This is a genomic window from Pseudonocardia sp. EV170527-09 (genome assembly GCF_008369905.1).
Classification (GTDB): domain Bacteria; phylum Actinomycetota; class Actinomycetes; order Mycobacteriales; family Pseudonocardiaceae; genus Pseudonocardia.
Window position 1 is genome coordinate 1 of the sequence record NZ_VRMC01000014.1, and the last position, 19560, is coordinate 19560.

Here is a 19560-nt window from a genome sequence, read left to right on the forward strand (position 1 = left end):
TCCGCGGGAACTGCGCCAACAGAGCCCGCACCTGCGGCTCGACCGCATCAGCCAGCGAACCCCGCGGGCCCCGTTCCCGCCGCGGTGGGCCCGGCGCCCGCAGCGCCGAACGCACCGTGTTCCGCGCGACTCCCAGCCGGCGGGAGATCTCCTTGATCGGGACACCCTCCGCCCGATGCAGACGACGGATCTCGGACCAGTCCTCCACCGACAACACCCCCTCAGCGTCGCCCAGAAGGGGTCAATCCCAATCCGACGTCAGGGGGTCAGTCTCAGGCCGTCGTCGACACACCGCGGCGACCACCGCGATCAGCGGACGCACGTCCGGCGGTGGCGGTGGTCGGGCGACGGCCGGACTGCTGGGCCTGCCGGGCGGGCAGGTCCTCACCGCGCTGCTGGGGCTGGGGGTGCTGATCGGCGGCGGGGTGATGGCCTGGAACGGCTACCGGACGACGTTCACCGAGGACCAGGACCTCGGTGGCGCCGACACCCGGCTGCGGCGGATCAACGCCCGCACCGGACAGGCCGGGTACATCGCCAAGGGGATCGCGATCGGCGTGCTGGGCATCCTGCTGGGCGTCGCCGCACTGACCTTCGACCCGCAGCGCGCCAACGGGCTGGACTCCGCGCTCAAGACGCTGCGCGAACAGCCCTACGGGGTGTTCCTACTGGTCGCGGTCGGCGTGGGGATCGCCTGCTACGGCGTGTTCTGCTTCCTCGACGCCCGCTACCACCGGGTGGGCTGAGCGCTCAGTCCAGCGAGCGACGGCTGAGCACCACGCGGGCGTCCCCGACGTCCCGGGGGAAGACGAGCAGTGCCCAGCCGCCGTCGTCGGCGCGGGAGATCGTCGCCCGGATGCCCTCGGAGCGCAGCCGGTCGCGCAGCACCTGCGCCGCCTCCGGCCCAGGTACCCGGGAGACCTCGGTGAGCAGGCCGGTCGCGACGGGGTCGTCCGGGTCGTCGGTGGGCAGCGCGTGGTGCTTCTGGTGGCCGTAGGTCCAGCGCAGCAGCAGCGCGAGCACCGCCAGCACGATCGCGATGCCGATGACCGCGCCGAGCCGCGGGACCAGGTCCAGCTCCATCCGCCGATCGTCGCACCCGGACGGGCGACACGCCCTGTCCGAGGGGGCGGGTGGTGAACCGATCCAGCGCTCGGTTTCCCGTGCGGATCGCGTACTTTGCCGAACATGCCGACTGTGACGAGGGACGACTCCGTGCCCGCCGTCGGCTACTGACGAGTAGGATCTGTCCGCATCACAGGCAGTGCCGACTGTGCTCCCGCGACGACACGGAGGTCCCGGTGCCGTACCCCACCGATCGTGAGCGCGACCGTCCGTGGGTGATCCGCACCTACGCCGGTCACTCCTCGGCGGAGAAGACCAACGAGCTGTACCGCCGCAACCTGGCCAAGGGCCAGACGGGGCTGTCGGTGGCCTTCGACCTCCCGACCCAGACCGGCTACGACCCCGACGACGAGCTCGCCAAGGGCGAGGTCGGCAAGGTCGGCGTGCCGGTCAGCCACATCGGGGACATGCGCACCCTGTTCGAGGGGATCCCGGTCGCCGAGGCCAACACCTCGATGACGATCAACGCCCCGGCGATGTGGCTGCTCGCGCTGTACGTGGCCGTCGCCGAGGAGCAGGCGGAGCAGTCCGGTCTGGACTACGCCGAGGTCCGGGCGAAGCTCGCCGGGACCACCCAGAACGACATCGTCAAGGAGTACCTGTCGCGGGGCACCTACGTGTTCCCGCCCGGGCCCAGCCTGCGGCTGATCACCGACATGGTGGCGTGGTCGGTCGGTGAGATCCCGAAGTGGAACCCGATCAACATCTGCAGCTACCACCTGCAGGAGGCCGGGGCGACCCCGACGCAGGAGCTGGCCTACGCGCTGTCGACCGCGATCGCCGTCCTCGACTCGGTGCGCGACTCCGGGCAGGTGCCGCCGGAGAAGTTCGGCGACGTCGTCGGACGCATCTCGTTCTTCGTCAACGCCGGCATCCGGTTCGTCGAGGAGATGTGCAAGCTCCGGGCGCTGGGCCGGCTCTGGGACGAGATCACCCTCGAGCGCTACGGCGTGCAGAACCCCAAGCAGCGACGCCTGCGCTACGGCGTGCAGGTCAACTCGCTCGGGCTGACCGAGGCGCAGCCGGAGAACAACGTCCAGCGCATCGTGCTGGAGATGCTCGCGGTCACCCTGTCCCGGGACGCGCGTGCCCGCGCCGTGCAGCTGCCGGCCTGGAACGAGGCGCTCGGCCTGCCGCGGCCGTGGGACCAGCAGTGGGCGCTGCGGATGCAGCAGGTGCTGGCCTACGAGACCGACCTGCTGGAGTACGAGGACATCTTCGACGGCTCCCGGGTCGTCGAGGCGAAGGTGTCCGAGCTCGTCGAGGGCGCCCGCGCGGAGATCGACCGGGTGCAGGAGATGGGTGGCGCGGTCGCCGCCGTCGAGTCCGGCTACATGAAGGGCGAGCTGGTCAACTCCCTCGCCGCCCGCCGTCGCCGGCTGGAGTCCGGCGAGGAGGTCGTGGTCGGGGTCAACAAGTTCGACACGACCGAGCCGAGCCCGCTGCAGGCCGAGGGTGCCGACGCGATCTTCACCGTCGACCCGGCCACCGAGCGGGCCGCGGTCGAGGCGATCCGCGAGTGGCGGGCCGCGCGGGACCAGGACGCCGTCGAGGAGGCGCTGCGGGCGCTGCGCGACGCGGCCAAGACCGAGCAGAACCTCATGCAGGTCTCGATCGACTGCGCCAAGGCGGGCGTGACCACCGGCGAGTGGGCCGGGGCGCTGCGCGAGGTGTTCGGGGAGTTCCGGGCCCCGACCGGAGTGGCGGGGGCGAGCATGTCCGGCGAGGGCGCCACCGAGATCTCCGAGGTCCGCGAGCGGGTCCGCGCCACCGGCGAGGAGCTGGGCCAGCGGCTGCGCATGCTGGTCGGCAAGCCCGGCCTCGACGGCCACTCCAACGGCGCCGAGCAGGTCGCCGTGCGCGCCCGCGATGTCGGGTTCGAGGTCGTCTACCAGGGGATCCGGCTGACGCCGTCGCAGATCGTGGCGGCCGCGGTGCAGGAGGGCGTGCACGCCGTCGGGCTGTCGGTGCTGTCCGGGTCGCACCTGGAGGTCGTGCCCGCGGTCGTGCAGGGGCTGCGTGACGCCGGGGCCGGGGAGGTGCCGGTCGTCGTCGGCGGGATCATCCCGCCCGAGGACGAGAAGCGGCTGCGCGAGGGCGGGGTCGCGGCGGTGTTCACGCCGAAGAACTTCCGCCTGACCGGGATGATGGACGAGATCGTCACCCTGATCCGGGAGTCGCAGGGTCTGGGCTGACCGTGCCGGCCGGGCGGTACGCGCCGCCCGGCCGGGAGCTCAGCTCTCCTCCTTCTCGCTCCCGCGGCGGCTGAGCAGCTTGAACCCGGGGATCCCGACGATCGCCTGCCGGACCTCCTTGAGCACGTCCAGGAGCTCGTGCACGTCCGGTCCGACACGGTCCAGCGTCGTGAGGATCGGCATGATGTCGTCCTCCATGTGCTCGGTGAACTTCGGGAGCTGGTCCACCAGCCGGATCGCGGCGCGCACCTCGTCCTCGGAGAGCTCGTCGACGAAGCGCTGGGCCAGCGGCGCCGCCCGGCGGGCCAGCGGGCCGTAGAGGTCCAGCAGCTCACCGGCCTGCTCGCTGGCGCCCGCGGCCTGCCCGACGACCTCTCCGGCGCGGTCGGACACCGCCTTCGCTGCGGTGACGACACCGGTCGCGTCGGTGGTGACGGTCTCGACCTGCCCGATGAGGCCGCCGGCGCGCTCGCTGATCTCACCGACGGTGCGGATGAGCCCGCCCGCCTCGCCGGTGACGGTGTCGACCCGCGCGAGCAGCCCGCTCGCGTTCCCGGTGACCACCGAGACCTGCTCGACGATGCCCTCGGCGTTCTGCGAGACCGTGGTGACCCGGCGGACGAGGTCGCCCGCCTCCTCGGACACCGTGGTGACCCGCCGGACCAGCTCGCCGGCCTCGTCGGAGACGGTGGTGACCCGCCGGACGAGGCCGTCGGCCTGCTCGGACACGGTGGTGACCTTGCGGACCAGGGTGTCGGCCTCGTCGGCGACCCTGCCGACCCGCGCCACCAGCTCCTCGGCGTTCCCGGCGACGCCGGTGACCCGTCCGACGAGCTCCTCGGCGTTCCCCGCGACGCCGGTGACCCGGGCGACGAGCGCCTCGGCCTGCTCGGCGACCGGGCGGATCCGGGACACGAGCCCGGTCGCCTCCCCGGCGACGGCGTCGACGGTCCCGATCAGCCCCTCGGCCCGGTCGACGACCCCGTCCACCCGGTCGAGCAGCTGCTCGGCGCGGGTCGCGATCGTGCCGATCCGGCCGACCAGCGAGCCGACCTCCTCCAGTAGCTCCCCGGCCCGCGCGGGCAGCCCGGCGACGGTCCCGGCGAGCTCGCCGGTCGCCTCGACCACCGATGCCGCGCCGGTGAGCAGGTCGGACGGGCCGGGGACGTGGATCCCCGCGATGCGCAGTGCCATGACCGGGATCCTTGCACTCCCCGGCGGCGCGCGTCGGTCACGAGTCCGGGGTGCGGGCGCAGAGCTCGTCGACGGTGAGATCGCGCGGCGGCAGGTTCGCCGCGGTGAACCCGAACGGCGCGGCGAGCTCCAGCCAGCGCCCGGACTCCTGCAACGCGGTCAGCCCGCGGTCGAACTCCTCGCGGAAGGCGCTGTCGGCGGGACGGAAGGCGAACGCACCGGCCCCGACGACCGGGCGTCCCGCGACCTCGGGGGCGAACGCGGCGGTCACCTCCAGCCCGATGCCCGCGTTGCGGCGGACCTCGTCGAGCAGCGCGATGCGGGTGAGCGCACCGACCTGCGCGCCGCCGTTCGCCACCTCGCGCACCAGCGCGCCCTGCGAGTCGACGGTGACGATGTGGTCGGCGTGGATGCCCGCGGCGAGTGCGTACTCTTGCTCGGCGCTGCCGTCGAGCACCGCCAGCGTCGCCCCGGAGCGGCGGACCCCGGCCAGCGTCGCGACACCGAGGGGGTTGCCGACCGGGACCACCAGGCCAGTACCCGCCACGTAGTCGGGGCGGGAGAACGCGACCTGCTGGCAGCGCAGCGCGGTGATGGTCAGCCCGACCGCGATGACGTCGAAGCGGCCGTCGAGCAGACCGGGGATGAGCTGGTCGAACCTCGTCTGGACCGCGGCCAGGCCGCTGCCGCCGAGGCCGGTGACGACCGCGCGGGCCACCTCCGGGCTCTCCCCGGTGACCCGCCCGGAGCCGTCGGTGTAGCCGAACGGGCGCTCCCCGGACAGCCCGACGACGACGTCGCCGCCGGCGCGCAGCCGCGACAGCGGGTCCGACGGCCCGCCGCAGCCGCCCAGCAGCGGCCCGGCCAGCGCGGTCCCGCCGAGGGCGGCGGCCGCCCCCAGCAGACGGCGCCGGCTCAGCCGGGTGGTGGTGCGGATGTGCATGGTTCCGCGAGCCTAGGTGCCGATCAGTCGGTCCACTGCGGGGCCCGCTTCTCCAGGAACGACGCCATGCCCTCGCGGGCGCCCCCGGACTGCGACATCGACGCCATCACCTCGGCCGCGACGGCGTAGGCATCGGCCTCGGGACGGTCGAGCTGGGCGTAGAGGGTCTGTTTGCCGACGGCCTTGGACAGCCTGCTGCCCCGGGTCGCGCGGGCGAGCAGCTCGTCCACGCGGGCGTCGAGGTCGTCGTCGGGGACGGCGTAGTTGACCAGACCCCAGTCGGCGGCGGTGGCCGCGTCGATCGGGTCCCCGGTCAGGGCCAGCTCCATCAGCCGTTTGCGGCCGATGTTCCGCGCGACCGGGACGGCCGGGGTGTGGCAGAACCAGCCGCCCTTGCCGCCGGGCAGCGCGAACGTCGCGGACTCCGCGGCGACGGCGAGGTCGCAGGACGCGACGAGCTGGCAGCCCGCCGCCCAAGCCGTCGCATGCACCCGGGCGATCACGACCTGGGGCACCGACTGGACGGTGTGCATGACCGTGGTGCACAGCCGCATCAGGGTGCGCACCCCGGCGAGGTCGCGCGCGGCGACGTCGCCGAAGTCGTGGCCGGAGGAGAACGCCTTGCCCTCCCCGGCCAGCACGATCCCGGTCGTGTTGCTGCGTCCCGCGCTCTCGAACGCGTCCAGCAGCTCCCGCAGGTGGCCCTCGGTGAGGGAGTTGCGTCGCTGCGGGCGGTTCATCGTGATCCGGACCGTGTCGCCGTCCTGCTTGACCAGCAGGTGCTCGTAGTCGGTCATGCGAGGAACGGTAGCCCGGAATTCGCTCGTCGCCGAGACCCCGGCACGCTACCGTGACCCAGTGACCGGATTCGTCGATCCGGTCATGCAGCGCGGAGGGGGAGCGGTGGCGGTACCGGACGGACCGGGTGCGGAGGACACCGCCCGGATGGAACGGGTGCTCGACGCGGCGGGCGAGCTGCTCGTGCGGCAGGGCTACCGGCGGGTGACCATCGAGGACGTCGCGCGCCGGGCCGGTATCGGCAAGGGCACCGTCTATCTGCACGTCCGCACCAAGGACGCGTTGTTCCTCACCGTGTTGCTGCGGGCGCAGCGGCGGCTGTTCGCCGACCTCGCCGACCGAATGCTCGTCGAACCGGTGCTCGCGCTGCCCTGGGGGATGTCGCGGATGTTCCACCAGCGGCTTGCGGAGGACGACGTGGCGCGGGCCCTGCACCGGGGCGACGACGAGGTCCTCGGCCGGCTCGCGCACGAGGCCGCCGGGACGCTCGGGGAGCTCGGGCGCCACCGTGACGACGTCGTCCGGGAGCACTTCCGGGTGCTGCGCGCGGCCGGTCTCGTCGATGACGACCTGGCCGTCGACGAGCAGATCCACGTCTGGGGCGCGACGGCCCGGGGGTTCCTCCTCGCCGACGGCCCGGGTGGCACGTTCGCGCCGTCCGGGCCCGAGCGCACCGCCGCCCTGATCGAGCACGGCCTGTTCCGGCTGCTGGCCGGGCCCGCCCCCGCGGCCGGCGCCGCGGGCGTCGCGGCGGAGGTCGCCGGGCTGTACCGACCGCTCGTCGACCACATCGACGAGGAGTGGAGACGACGCGTCCGCCGACCCGAGCGCGCCAGAGAGGCAGTGGTGAGATGACCGCACCGAGCACTCCCGGTGGAGCCGTGGACCTGATGGACCCGGCCGTGACCGCCGACCCGTACGTGGCCTACGGGCGGCTGCGCGAACAGGCCCCGACCGCGACCGTGACGATGATGGGCAGCCCGCCCGCCGTCCTGGCCACCCGCTACGACGACGTCCGCACCGTCCTGACCGATCCGCGTTTCGTGACCGACCCGGCGCTGGCCGGCGGGCCGGACACCCGCGAGACGATCATGGAGCAGATGGGGGTCCCCGCCGACGTCGCCGACTACCTGCTGCGCACCATCCTCACCGTCGACGGCGCGGAGCACACCCGGCTGCGCAGGCTGGTGTCGCGGGCGTTCACCGTGCGGCGGGTCGCGGCGTTGCGCCCGCGGGTCGAGGAGATCACCGCCGCACTGCTCGACCAGGTCGCCGCCGCCGGGGCCGGCGGGGCACCGGTCGACCTGGTGGAGGCGCTGGCCTACCCGCTGCCGATCACGGTGATCTGCGAGCTCGTCGGGGTGCCGGAGGCCGATCGCGCGCAGTGGCACGAGTGGGGCTCGGTCCTCACGACGATGGACCGCGAGCGGACCGGGCCCGCGCTGCGGGCGGCGATCGCGCACGTGCACGCCCTCGTCGACGCCCGCCGGGCCGAGCCCACCGACGACCTGATCAGCGCGCTCGTCGCCGCGCAGGAGGAGGACGGCGACCGGCTCTCGGACCGCGAGATGGTCACGATGATCTTCGCGATCGTCATGGCCGGGCACGAGACGACCGCGCACCTGCTCAGCAACGGCGCGCTGGCGCTGCTCGGCGCCCCGGACCAGCTCGCCGCGCTGCGGGCCGACCCGGCGGGCTGGCCCGCTGCGGTGAACGAGCTGATGCGGGCCCGCGGCCCGGTGCAGTTCACCCAGCTCCGCTATCCGACCGTCGACGTCGAGCTGGGCGGCACCGCGATCCCGGCCGGGACCCCGGTGATCGCCGGGCTGCTCCCGGCCAACCACGACCCGCGGGCCTTCGACCGTCCCGACGAGCTGGACCTCGCCCGTCCGACCGGCCGTGGCGAGGGGCACGTCGGGTTCGGGCAGGGCGCGCACTACTGCCTGGGCGCCGCGCTGGCCCGCCAGGAGGGCGAGGTGGGGCTGCGGATGCTGTTCGAACGGTTCCCCGGGCTGAGGCTCGCCGTGCCCGCCGACGAGGTCGTGTGGCTGCCCCGCCCCGGGTTCAGCCGGGTCGCGGCGCTGCCGGTGCGCGTCGGGTGACCCGCGGGTGATCGCCGGGAGTGGAGCCCATGGTGCAGCCGGACGCACCCGGCGCTCCACTCCCGGTGATCATGAAGCGGTGATCATGGAGCGGCGATCACGAACGGCGGCCGTGGGCGCCGGTCAGGTGCCCGCGTCGTGCAGGGAGAGCAGGGTCCAGGCGGCGAGTGACTGGGCGTCGGTGAGCGTGCCGCGGCGGATCATCGCGGTCAGCTCGGCGGTGGTGAACCAGGCGGCGCGCATGTCCTGCTCGGAGTGCTCACGGCGCGGCGGCCCCGCGGTCAGCCCGGTCGCGAGGTAGACGTGCCCGCGCTGGCTGGACATGCCCGGCGCGCAGTCGAGCGTGCCGAGCAGGGTCATGTGCGCCGCGGCCAGCCCGGTCTCCTCGACGAGCTCGCGCACCGCCAGCTCGGCCGGGTCCTGGTCGGCCCGGTCAGGTGCGGTGCCCGCCGGGAACTCCCAGCGGCGGCCACCCACCGGGTAGCGGTACTGCTCGACGAGGTGCAGGCGGCCGTCGTCGTCGCGGGGGATCACCAGGGCATAGGTGGGCTTGTCGACGACGCCGTAGAAACCCTCGGTGCCGTCCGGGAGCCGGATGCCGTCCTCGCGGACGGTCATCCAGTCGTTGGCGTACACCTGCCGGGTCGAGGTCTGCTCGATCACCCGCCCAGGGTGATCCATCCGCTCGGCCCTACAGTGAGGCGGGTGCGTCTCGTCATCGCCCGCTGCCAGGTGGACTACGTCGGACGGCTGACCGCCCACCTGCCCATGGCCCCCCGGTTGCTGCTGGTCAAACGGGACGGCTCGGTGAGCATCCACGCCGACGACCGTGCCTACAAGCCGCTCAACTGGATGTCCCCACCGTGCTGGCTCACCGAGGAGCCCGGTGTGTGGACGGTGCGCAACAAGGCCGACGAGTCGCTGGTCATCACCATCGACGAGGTGCTCCACGACTCCAGCCACGAGCTGGGCGTCGACCCGGGCCTGGTCAAGGACGGCGTCGAGGCGCACCTGCAGGAGCTGCTCGCCGCGCACCCGGAGACCTTCGGGGAGGGCCACACCCTGGTCCGGCGCGAGTATATGACCGCGGTCGGCCCGGTCGACCTGCTGCTGCGCGACGGGAACGGCGCGCACGTCGCGGTCGAGGTGAAGCGCCGCGGCGAGATCGACGGCGTCGAGCAGCTCACCCGGTACCTGGAGCTGATGAACCGTGACCCGCTGCTCGCGCCGGTCGAGGGGGTGTTCGCGGCCCAGCAGATCAAGCCGCAGGCCCGCACGCTGGCCGTGGACCGCGGGATCCGCTGCGTGACCGTCGACTACGACGCGCTGCGGGGCATGGCGCGCGACGACCTGCTCCTGTTCTGAGGCGGCTGGTCCGAGGCGGCCTCACCGGGTCGGCGCGGCCCCGGCGGGCCAGCGCGGGCCCGGCCGGGCCCTGCCGCGGCGTCTAGCCTGGTCACGTGAGTGCCACCGCCGCTGACTCCACCCCTACGACCGCCGCCGCCCCCGGCTCCGGGGACTTCGCGTCGCTCTCGCCCCGTACCGGCGAGGAGCTGGCCCGCTACCCCGTGCACGACGGCGAGCACGTCCGCACCCGGGTCCGGGACGCCGCCGAGGCCGCCGTCTGGTGGGACGGGCTCGGCTTCGACGAGCGCCGCCGCAGGCTCGCGGCGTGGAAGAAGGTGCTGGTCGCGCAGCTGGACCGGGTCGCGGGCGTCGTCGCCGCCGAGACCGGCAAGCCGCTCGACGACGCCCGGCTCGAGGTCGTGCTCGCCATCGACCACCTGGACTGGGCCTCGGCGAACGCGAAGAAGGTGCTCGGGCGGCGCTCGGTGTCCCCGGGCCTGCTGATGGCGAACCAGGCGGCGTCGGTGGCGTACCGGCCGCTGGGCGTCGTCGGCGTCATCGGGCCGTGGAACTACCCGATCTTCACACCGATGGGCTCGATCGCCTACGCGCTGGCCGCCGGCAACACCGTGGTGTTCAAGCCCTCGGAGCTGACCCCGGGCGTCGGCCACGAGATCGCCCGCACGCTCGCCGAGGCGGTCCCCGAGGTGGGCCGGTACCCGCTGCTGACCGTCGTCACCGGGTTCGGGCCGACCGGCGCCGAGCTGTGCCGCGCCCCCGGCATCGGCAAGATCGCGTTCACCGGGTCCGCCGCGACCGGACGCCGGGTGATGGCCGCCTGTGCGGAGAACCTGGTGCCGGTGCTCATGGAGTGCGGCGGCAAGGACCCGCTGATCGTCGACGCCGATGCCGACCTCGACGGAGCCGCGGACGCCGCCGTCTGGGGCGGGATGTCCAACGCGGGGCAGACCTGCGTCGGGGTGGAGCGGGTCTACGTCGTCGAGTCCGTCGCGGGCCGGTTCCTGGAGAAGGTGCGGGCCGCGGCGTCGGCGCTGCAGGTCGGCACCGCCACGAACGAGGGCGACCTCGGGCCGATGACGATGCCGTCGCAGACCGAGATCGTGCGCCGGCACGTCACCGACGCCCTGGAGCGCGGCGGCCGCGCGATCGTCGGTGGCGCCGACTCGGTGCCCGCCCAGGGCGGGTCGATCTCCCCGGTCGTCATCGCCGACGTGCCCGAGGACTCCGTCGCGGTCACCGAGGAGACCTTCGGCCCGCTCATCGTGGTCAACCGGGTGCCCGACGTCGACGAGGCGGTCCGCCGTGCCAACGCCACCGGATACGGCCTCGGCGCGACGGTGTTCTCCGCGAAGCGCGGGGAGCAGATCGCGCAGCGGCTGCGTTGCGGCATGGTCTCGATCAACGGCGTGATCTCCTTCGCCGGGATCCCGTCGCTGCCCTTCGGCGGGGTGGGGGAGTCCGGCTTCGGCCGCATCCACGGCGCCGACGGGCTGCGCGAGTTCACCCGCGCCCAGTCGATCGCCCGGCAGCGGTTCGGCATGCCGATCGTGGTCACCAGCTTCAAGCGGACCGCGCGGACGATGCAGACGCTCGTCGGGATCGTGAAGGCCCGGCACGGGCGCTGAGGCGCCCTTCCTCCCCCGACGACCAGGGCCCTTCCCGCACGGCGGGGTGGTCCTGGTCGCATGTTACCCACTGGTAGCACCTCTGGATGACAGGATCGGCGCCGACGCGGAAGACAAGGTTGTCGAATCGGTGGAGGTTGCAGCGTGGCACGTGAGTTCCGGACCGTCGGAGTGGTCGGCCTCGGCACGATGGGGGCAGGCATCGTCGAGGTGTTCGCCCGCAACGGTCTCGACGTGATCGCCGTCGAGGTGGACGACGCCGCGGGGGAGCGCGGCAGAGCCCACCTCGCGGCCTCGACCGACCGCGCCATCGAGCGCGGCAAGCTCACCCGGGAGCAGGCCGACGAGCTCCTCGGTCGCATCACCGTGACCACCACCCTGGCCGACCTGGCACCGGCGCAGCTGGTCGTCGAGGCCATCCCGGAGAGCCTGGACGCCAAGACCGCGCTGCTGGCCGAGGTCGACAAGGTCGTCGCCGAGGACGCCATCCTCGCCTCGAACACCTCGTCGCTGTCGGTCACCGAGCTGGCCGTGCGCACCACGCGCCCGGGCAAGGTCGTCGGGATGCACTTCTTCAACCCGGCGCCGGTCCAGAAGCTGGTCGAGGTCGTGCGGACCGTCGTCACCGAGCCCGACGTCATCTCCGACGTCCAGGCGTTCGCCGACTCCCTCGGGAAGGTCCCGGTCGTCATCGGCGACCGCGCGGGCTTCATCGCCAACGCGCTGCTGTTCGGCTACCTCAACCACGCCGCGAAGATGTACGCCGAGCGCTACGCCAGCCGCGAGGACCTCGACGCCGGCATGCGCTACGGCTGCGGCTACCCGATGGGCCCGCTGGCCCTGCTCGATCTCATCGGCCTGGACACCGCCTACGAGATCCTCGAGACGATGTACGGCGAGTCGCGCAACCTGATGCACGCGCCGAACCCGGTGTTCAAGCAGATGATCACCGCGGGCCTGCTCGGCCGGAAGACCGGGCGCGGCTTCTACACCTACTCCGCACCGCACAGCTCCACCGTCGTCGCCGACGGGGAGACCCCGGCCTCCGCCGTTCCCGAGGACGTGACCCTGCGCGACGTGGCGCGGGTCGGCGTGATCGGCACCGGCACGATGGCCTCGGGCATCGTCGAGGTGTTCGCCAAGGCCGGCTACGACGTCGTCGTCCGTGGCCGCAGCGACTCCAAGGTCGAGGGTTCGGTCGCGCTGGTCCGCAAGTCCCTGGACAAGGCGGTCGCCCGCGGGAAGCTGGACGAGGCCGGCCGCGACGCCGTCCTCGCCCGGATCAGCGGCACCACCGCGCTGGAGGACATGGCCGACGTCGACCTGGTCGTCGAGGCCGTCGCCGAGGAGCTCGACGTCAAGCGGGCGATGTTCGGCGCGCTCGACGAGATCTGCAAGCCCGGCGCGATCCTGGCGACGACGACCTCCTCGCTGCCCGTCGTCGAGTGTGCCGCGGTCACCCAGCGCCCGGGCGACGTGATCGGCATGCACTTCTTCAACCCGGCGCCGGTGATGAAGCTGGTCGAGGTCGTGTCCACGATCGGCACCTCGCGCGACGTGGCCGCCACCGTCCTGGACGTGTGCCAGAAGCTCAAGAAGGTGCCGGTGAGCTGCGGCGACCGGGCCGGGTTCATCGTCAACGCGCTGCTGTTCCCGTACCTCAACGACGCGGTGAAGATGCTCGAGGCCCACTACGCCACCGCCGACGACATCGACGCCGCCATGAAGACCGGTTGCGCCCTGCCGATGGGGCCGTTCGAGCTGCTCGACGTCGTCGGGCTCGACGTGTCGCTGGCGATCCAGAAGTCCCTGTACGCCGAGTTCCACCAGGCCGGGTTCGCCCCCGCGCCGCTGCTGGAGCACCTGGTCACCGCGGGCCGGCTCGGGCGTAAGACCGGTCACGGCTTCCGGGACTACACCAAGCGGTAGCGCTTGCGACACTTGTCGCATGGCTCGTGGACGTGGCAGACGGCCCCGCCCCTCGGAACGGGGGCGGGGCCGTCCCGTTGCGCCACCGCTGGGCAGCGGCATGACGACCGACCTCGAGAGCGGCCGCGACGGCGAGCACTACGTCCGCCGGGTGCCGGGAGGCACCACGGTGAAGCACTACCGGTGCCCCGGCTGCGACCAGCTGCTGCCCTCGGGGATGCCCCACGTGGTGACCTGGCCCGCCGACGACGGCCGCGGTGTCGAGGAGCGGCGGCACTGGCACCTGCCGTGCTGGAACGCGCGGGACCGTCGTCGCGCGGGGTTCCGGCGGCGCTGAGCCGAGCGGACCGACTCCGGGTCAGCGGGTGCGTGCGGCGCGCTTGCCGCCGCTGTAGCCGCTGCGGGCCCGCGGCGAGGGCCGGGGGCGGCCGGATCCGGACGACCCGCTGCCCGTCGACCCGGTCGGGGACCCCGACTCGTCCTCCGCGGTCGCGGCGGACCGGCGCTCCCGCGCCGCGACGGCCTCCTCGACCGTGCGGGGTACGGCCGCGGGGGTGTCGGCCGAACCCGACGCGGGAGCCCCGGAGGTGCGGGGCTCGGCGGCCGCGGAACCCATGGACGCCTGCTCGGCGGGCAGCCGGTCGACCGAGGACCGCTCGGCGGGCGGCTGGTCGACGGGCAGGTCGGCCAGGTCCGGGCCGGCGTCGAGGTCGTCGACGCCGGACTCGATGAGCGCGCGGGCGGCGCGCAGCTGCTCGGTCAGCCGGGCGCGCAGCTCGGTGAGCTGCTCCACCCGACGCCGGGCGGCGGCGGTGGTCTCATCGGCGTCGCGGCGGGCGTCGGAGCGGATCTTCTCGCCGTCGGCGTGGGCCTGGTCGAGGTCACGACGGATCCGCTCGGCGGCCTCGCGCTCCCGGCGGGAGATGTCGGCCTCGAGGGCGTCGCGCTCGGCGAACAGCGAGGTCAGTGCCTCGGCGCGGCGCTGGTCCATCGCGATCCGGAAGTCGTGCTCGACCTGCTCGCGGCTCTCCCGGGCCTCGGCGTCGGCCCTGGTGATCCGTTCGGTGACGGTGCGCTCGGCCTCGGCGAGCTCGCGTTCGGTGGTGCTGCGCCGCTCGGCCAGCTCGCGCTCGGTCGTGGTCCGCAGCTCGGTCAGCTCGGCCTCGGTGCGGCGGCGGAGTTCGGCCAGCTCGGTCTCGGTGCGCTCGCGCAGCTCGGCGAGCTCGCGCTCGACGCGGGCCTGCTTCTCGTCGAGGCCGCGGTCGCGCTCGGCGGAGCGGCGGGCGGCCTCGGCGGCGTGGGCCTCGGCGTCGGCGACGGTCTGCTCGGCCCGGGCCCTGGCCTCCTCGATCAGGGCGCGGGCCTGCTCCTCGGCGCGGCGGCGCTGGTCGGCGACCTCGCGGTCGGCCTTGGCGTGCATCTCGGCGACCTCGTCCTCGGCGAGGCGCAGCATGGAGCGCAGCCGCTCGCTCATGCCCTGCACGTTCTGCGGCGGGCCGGCGAGCCGGTTGACCTGCTGCTGCATGGCCTCGGCCCGGGTCCGTGCATCGTCGAGCTCGCGACTCAGCCGGGTGTTCTGGGCGACCGCGGCGTCACGGTCGGCGGCCAGCATGCGCACCTGGGCGTCGAGCCGGCGCAGGTGGCTGTCGACCTGCGCCTGGTCGTAGCCGCGGCGCGCGATCGAGAAACCGGTCCGGGGTACGGGTACGTCGTGGTCGCCGGCCATGTCATTCACCGTACCGTCGCGGGGGTTGCCGGACCGTAAGTTCACGGCCGGGGGTCACCGGGTTCACCCCGCTATGGACAAAGGGCCCGTCCGTGTCACACGGACGGGCCCTTTGTCCATAGCGGGGTGAACCCCGGCGGCGTCAGACGCCCCGGAAGCGGTTGATGCCGTCCAGGTGCTTCGCGCGCTTGTCCGGGTTGGTCACGCCGAGACCCTCCTCGGGCGCCAGCGCCAGCACGCCGACCTTGCCCTGGTGCAGGTTCTGCTTGACGTCGTTCGCGGCCTGGCCGGTCTCGGCCAGCGGGTACACCCGCGACAGGGTCGGGTGGATCATGCCCTTGGCGACGAGCCGGTTGGCCTCGTAGGCCTCGCGGTAGTTCGCGAAGTGCGAGCCGACGATCCGCTTGAGGTTCATCCACAGGTAGCGGTTGTCGAACTCGTGCATGTAGCCCGAGGTCGAGGCGCAGGTGACGATCTGGCCGCCCTTGCGGGTCACGTAGACCGAGGCACCGAAGGTCTCGCGGCCCGGGTGCTCGAAGACGATGTCGGGGTCCTCACCGCCGGTGAGCTCGCGGATCTTCGCGCCGAGCCGCTTCCACTCCTTGGGGTCCTGGGTGGTCTCGTCCTTCCAGAACCGGTAGCCCTCGGCGTTGCGGTCGATGACCAGCTCCGCGCCCATGTCGCGGCAGATCTGGGCCTTCTCCTCCGAGGAGACGACGCAGATCGGGGTGGCGCCGCCGTTGAGGGCGAACTGGGTGGCGTAGGAGCCGAGGCCGCCGGAGGCGCCCCAGATCAGCACGACGTCGCCCTGCTTCATGTCGGCGCCGTTCTTGCTCACCAGCTGGCGGTAGGCGGTGGAGTTGACCAGGCCTGGGGACGCGGCCTCCTCCCAGGTGAGGTGGTCCGGCTTCGGCATCAGCTGGTTGGACTTGACCAGGGCCAGCTCGGCGAGGCCGCCGAAGTTGGTCTCGAAGCCCCAGATGCGTTGCTCCGGGTCCATCATCGTGTCCGAGTGCCCGTCCGGGCTCTCCAGCTCGACCGAGAGGCAGTGCGCGACGACCTGGTCGCCGGGCTTCCAGGTGTTGACGCCGGGACCGGTTCGCACGACGACGCCGGCGAGGTCGGAGCCGACCACGTGGTAGGGCAGGTCGTGCCGCTTGGCCAGCGGCGAGAGCTTGCCGTAGCGCTTGAGGAAGCTGAACGTCGAGACGGGCTCGAAGATCGAGGTCCAGACGGTGTTGTAGTTGATCGCGCTGGCCATCACGGCCACGAGCGCCTCACCGGGGCCGAGCTCGGGCACCGGGACGTCCTCGACGCGCAGGCTCTTGCGCGGGTCCTTCTCCTTGGTGGTCAGACCCTCGAACATGTCCACGTCCTCGGCGCGGACGGTGACGCCCCGATAGTGCTCGGGAACCTCCAGGCCTCCGACGTCGGTGAACTGCCCGGCGAGGATGGCGTCGCGGATGTCCTTCACTGCTGGCCTCCGATGGCGACGTTGTCAGGGGAGTCGGGTGGCTCACCCGATGGTGCTTGGGATACCGCAAGTTACTGCGTAGTATCGTAACCGTACGTCGACGGTGAGGGTGATACCCGAAGCGCACTTCGTGATCCACCCCACCGGACGCCCGTACTGTCCTTCGGGACGGGGTCGTGCCCCGGCCGTCCCTCCGCCCGTCCCTCCGCCCGTCAGTGCGCGTCCGCGGCCGGCTCGACGAGCTCCACCAGCACTCCGCCGGCGTCCTTCGGGTGCACGAAGTTGACCTTCGAGTTCGACGTGCCACGACGCGGGGCGTCGTAGAGCAGGCGCAGGCCCTTCGCCCGCAGCGCGTCCGCCGCGGCGGCGACGTCGGTGACCCGGTAGGCGACCTGCTGCAGGCCCGGGCCGTTGCGCCCGATGAACTTCGCGATCGTCGAGTCCTCGTTCAGCGGGGCGAGCAGCTGCACCTTCGTGGCGCCGGCGGCCTCGCCCGGTGCGCCCAGCATGGCCTCGCGCACGCCCTGCTCGGTGTTGGTCTCGGTGTGCACCGCGACTAGGCCCAGGTTGTCCGCGTACCAGCGGATGGCCTCGTCCAGGTCGGGCACCGCGATGCCCACGTGGTCCACGGCCACGACCAGCGGCGACAGGGCGTCCTCGGTTGTCGTCATGGGGGCTGAAGCTACCGGTTCTACTCGCCGGTAGGAGTCTGTGCCGCTGGTCACCCCCACCGTTCGGTGCGTCCGGACGGGTCGTCGCCGTGGGTATGGTGGCGGCCCACCTGACAACGAAGCCTGATGGAGGACCCCGTGTCCGGAACCGTGATCGTCGCCGGCGCCCGCACGCCGATGGGCCGTCTGCTCGGCTCCCTGAAGGGCTTCTCCGGGGCCCAGCTGGGCGGTGTCGCCATCAAGGCCGCGCTGGAGCGGGCCGGTGTGGCTCCCGACCAGGTCCAGTACACGATCATGGGCCAGGTCCTCACCGCAGGCGCGGGGCAGATCCCGGCGCGCCAGGCGGCGGTCGAGGCCGGCATCCCGATGGACGTCCCGGCACTGGCGATCAACAAGGTCTGCCTGTCCGGCGTCGACGCCATCGCGCTGGCCGACCAGCTCATCCGCGCCGGCGAGTTCGACATCGTCGTCGCCGGCGGCCAGGAGTCGATGACCCAGGCGCCGCACCTGCTCACCAAGTCCCGCGAGGGCACCAAGTTCGGCGACACCACCCTCACCGACCACATGGCCTACGACGGTCTGTTCTGTGCGTTCGACCAGGTCGCGATGGGCGCCTCCACCGAGAAGTACAACGAGCGCTACGGCCTGACCCGCGAGGAGCAGGACGCCTTCTCCGCCCGCTCGCACCAGCGCGCCGCCCGCGCCGCCCAGGACGGCACCTTCGACCAGGAGATCGCCCCGGTCGAGATCCCGCAGCGCAAGGGCGACCCGATCGTCTTCTCGACCGACGAGGGCGTGCGCGGCGACACCACCACCGAGGGGCTCGGCAAGCTCCGCCCCGCCTTCGCCGCCGACGGCACCATCACCGCGGGATCGGCCTCGCAGATCTCCGACGGCGCGGCCGCGGTGGTCGTGATGAGCAAGGCCAAGGCCGAGGAGCTGGGCCTGGACTGGATCGCCGAGATCGGCGCGCACGGCGTCGTCGCCGGTCCGGACGCCTCGCTGCACGAGCAGCCCGCGAACGCGATCGCCAAGGCCTGCGAGAAGGAGGGCATCCAGCCCGCCGACCTCGACCTCGTCGAGATCAACGAGGCGTTCGCCGCGGTCGGCATCGTCTCGGCCCGCAAGCTCGGCATCGACGAGGAGAAGGTGAACGTCGACGGCGGCGCCATCGCCCTCGGTCACCCGATCGGCATGTCCGGTGCGCGGATCGCGCTGCACCTGGCGCTCGCGCTCAAGGCGCGCGGCGGCGGCGTCGGCGCGGCCGCGCTGTGCGGCGGCGGCGGCCAGGGCGACGCGCTGATCGTGCGCGTCCCCTCCGCCTGACCGTCCCGACCTCCGTGTGGTCCACGTCGGCCCCCGCCTCGGCGGGGGCCGACGTGCATCCACCCGTCCGTCCCGACAAGGAGCCCGACCGTGCCCGGACCGCCGGACCCCCGCGACCTGGTGGAGCGCGCCCGCCGCGGTGAGCAGCTCGCCGTCGCCCGGCTGATCTCGATGGTGGAGAACGCCGGTCCGCAGCTGCGCGAGGTGTCCGCGGCGCTGTCCCCGCACACCGGACGGGCGCACGTCATCGGGCTGACCGGGTCCCCGGGGGTGGGCAAGTCGACGTCGACGTCGGCGCTGGTCACCGAGCTGCGGGCGCGTGGGCGCCGGGTCGGGGTGCTGGCGGTGGACCCGTCCTCGCCGTTCAGCGGCGGGGCGCTGCTGGGCGACCGGGTGCGGATGGGCGACCACGCCGACGACGACGGGGTCTTCATCCGGTCGATGGCCACGCGAGGGCACCTGGGCGGGCTGTCCTGGGCGACGCCGCAGGCCCTGCGGGTGCTCGACGCCGCGGGCTGCGACGTCGTGCTGATCGAGACCGTCGGCGTCGGGCAGTCCGAGGTGGAGATCGTCGGCCTCGCCGACACCACCGTCGTGCTGCTCGCGCCGGGGATGGGCGACGGCATCCAGGCGGCCAAGGCCGGGATCCTGGAGATCGGCGACGTCTTCGTGGTCAACAAGGCCGACCGCGAGGGGGCCCGCCGCACGGTGCGCGAGCTGCGGAACATGCTGCACCTGCGCCTCCCGGACGGCGGCGAGGGGGGCGCGGACGGAACCGGCCTCGGGACCGAGCCGTGGGAGCCCCCGGTGCTCTCGACGGTCGCGTCCCGCGCGGAGGGGATCGCGGCCGTCGCCGACGCCCTCGACGAGCACCACGCCTGGGCCGAGAAGTCCGGCGAGCGGGAACGACGGCGCCGTGAGCGGACGCGTCGCGAGATCGAGGGCATCGGGATGGAGCAGGTCCGGGCCCGGATGGAACGCGTGCGCGGCGGTGACGCGCTCGACGCCCTCACCGAGCGGGTGCTGGGCGGGGAGCTGGACCCGTGGGCCGCCGCCGACGAGCTGCTGGACCAGGCGGACTGAG

At 73.1% G+C, this 19560-nt stretch carries 19 protein-coding genes; 10 read left to right on the forward strand and 9 right to left on the reverse strand.

All coding sequences use genetic code 11. The annotated features are described in order from the left end of the window. Positions 1-217, reverse strand: a 217-nt coding sequence (locus FVA95_RS06205) for a sigma factor-like helix-turn-helix DNA-binding protein (protein WP_193564260.1), incomplete at its 3' end; no start/stop codon positions are given. 190 nt (positions 218-407) lie between these two features. On the opposite strand from FVA95_RS06205, the gene FVA95_RS06210 reads away from it, so the two are divergent. Next, entirely contained in the window at positions 408-746 is a 339-nt protein-coding gene (locus tag FVA95_RS06210) for a DUF1206 domain-containing protein (RefSeq protein ID WP_149663343.1), read from the forward strand. Between the two features lie 4 nt (positions 747-750). On the opposite strand, the gene FVA95_RS06215 is transcribed toward FVA95_RS06210, so the two are convergent. Next, on the reverse strand, positions 751-1083 hold the full coding sequence (locus FVA95_RS06215; RefSeq protein WP_149663344.1) for a hypothetical protein: 333 nt from the start codon (positions 1081-1083) through the stop codon (positions 751-753). 218 nt (positions 1084-1301) lie between these two features. On the opposite strand from FVA95_RS06215, the gene FVA95_RS06220 reads away from it, so the two are divergent. Then, entirely contained in the window at positions 1302-3320 is a 2019-nt protein-coding gene (locus FVA95_RS06220; protein ID WP_149663345.1) for a protein meaA, read from the forward strand. A gap of 39 nt (positions 3321-3359) precedes the next feature. On the opposite strand, the gene FVA95_RS06225 is transcribed toward FVA95_RS06220, so the two are convergent. Genes FVA95_RS06225 through FVA95_RS06235 form a run of 3 tightly spaced genes read right to left on the reverse strand, consistent with a single transcriptional unit; the run spans position 3360 to position 6254 of the window. Then, the gene (locus FVA95_RS06225) at positions 3360-4514 is read right to left on the reverse strand and encodes a hypothetical protein (RefSeq protein ID WP_149663346.1); all 1155 of its coding nucleotides are present in this window, start codon (positions 4512-4514) and stop codon (positions 3360-3362) included. 37 nt (positions 4515-4551) lie between these two features. Further along, entirely contained in the window at positions 4552-5457 is a 906-nt protein-coding gene (locus tag FVA95_RS06230; protein ID WP_149663347.1) for a transporter substrate-binding domain-containing protein, read from the reverse strand. A gap of 23 nt (positions 5458-5480) precedes the next feature. Continuing rightward, on the reverse strand, positions 5481-6254 hold the full coding sequence (locus FVA95_RS06235; protein ID WP_149663348.1) for an enoyl-CoA hydratase-related protein: 774 nt from the start codon (positions 6252-6254) through the stop codon (positions 5481-5483). 61 nt (positions 6255-6315) lie between these two features. On the opposite strand from FVA95_RS06235, the gene FVA95_RS31920 reads away from it, so the two are divergent. Together FVA95_RS31920 and FVA95_RS06245 are read left to right on the forward strand one after the other, a co-directional pair. After that, a complete protein-coding gene (locus FVA95_RS31920; RefSeq protein ID WP_240051309.1) occupies positions 6316-7110 on the forward strand; it encodes a TetR/AcrR family transcriptional regulator in 795 nt (264 codons plus the stop codon). Next, a complete protein-coding gene (locus FVA95_RS06245) occupies positions 7107-8357 on the forward strand; it encodes a cytochrome P450 (protein ID WP_149663349.1) in 1251 nt (416 codons plus the stop codon). The genes FVA95_RS31920 and FVA95_RS06245 overlap by 4 nt, the downstream gene beginning before the upstream one ends. Before the next feature lie 123 nt (positions 8358-8480). Here the strand turns inward: FVA95_RS06245 and FVA95_RS06250 are convergent, their stop codons facing one another. Then, positions 8481-8975, reverse strand: a complete 495-nt coding sequence (locus FVA95_RS06250) for an NUDIX hydrolase (protein WP_240051315.1) — start codon at positions 8973-8975, stop codon at positions 8481-8483. Positions 8976-9062: 87 nt separating this feature from the next. Between FVA95_RS06250 and nucS the strand changes: the two genes are divergently transcribed. From nucS to FVA95_RS06270, 4 genes are all read left to right on the forward strand, one after another. Then, positions 9063-9722, forward strand: a complete 660-nt coding sequence (gene nucS, locus FVA95_RS06255; protein WP_020621452.1) for an endonuclease NucS — start codon at positions 9063-9065, stop codon at positions 9720-9722. A 95-nt stretch (positions 9723-9817) separates the two neighbouring features. Then, entirely contained in the window at positions 9818-11350 is a 1533-nt protein-coding gene (locus FVA95_RS06260) for an aldehyde dehydrogenase family protein (RefSeq protein WP_149663351.1), read from the forward strand. A gap of 144 nt (positions 11351-11494) precedes the next feature. Next, positions 11495-13279, forward strand: a complete 1785-nt coding sequence (locus FVA95_RS06265; protein WP_149663352.1) for a 3-hydroxyacyl-CoA dehydrogenase family protein — start codon at positions 11495-11497, stop codon at positions 13277-13279. 100 nt (positions 13280-13379) lie between these two features. Further along, positions 13380-13616, forward strand: coding sequence for a hypothetical protein (locus FVA95_RS06270; protein ID WP_149663353.1), 237 nt, complete (start codon positions 13380-13382; stop codon positions 13614-13616). 21 nt (positions 13617-13637) lie between these two features. Here the strand turns inward: FVA95_RS06270 and FVA95_RS06275 are convergent, their stop codons facing one another. From FVA95_RS06275 to mce, 3 genes are all read right to left on the reverse strand, one after another. Then, positions 13638-15005, reverse strand: coding sequence for a hypothetical protein (locus tag FVA95_RS06275; protein ID WP_149663354.1), 1368 nt, complete (start codon positions 15003-15005; stop codon positions 13638-13640). A 142-nt stretch (positions 15006-15147) separates the two neighbouring features. Beyond that, positions 15148-16479 (reverse strand): crotonyl-CoA carboxylase/reductase, encoded by a 1332-nt coding sequence (gene ccrA, locus FVA95_RS06280; RefSeq protein ID WP_149663355.1) that lies wholly within the window; start codon positions 16477-16479, stop codon positions 15148-15150. A 212-nt stretch (positions 16480-16691) separates the two neighbouring features. After that, a complete protein-coding gene (gene mce, locus FVA95_RS06285; protein WP_020623309.1) occupies positions 16692-17150 on the reverse strand; it encodes a methylmalonyl-CoA epimerase in 459 nt (152 codons plus the stop codon). A 138-nt stretch (positions 17151-17288) separates the two neighbouring features. Between mce and FVA95_RS06290 the strand changes: the two genes are divergently transcribed. Continuing rightward, entirely contained in the window at positions 17289-18476 is a 1188-nt protein-coding gene (locus FVA95_RS06290; RefSeq protein ID WP_149663356.1) for an acetyl-CoA C-acetyltransferase, read from the forward strand. 90 nt (positions 18477-18566) lie between these two features. Next, on the forward strand, positions 18567-19559 hold the full coding sequence (meaB, locus tag FVA95_RS06295) for a methylmalonyl Co-A mutase-associated GTPase MeaB (RefSeq protein ID WP_149663357.1): 993 nt from the start codon (positions 18567-18569) through the stop codon (positions 19557-19559). Position 19560 lies beyond the last annotated feature (1 nt).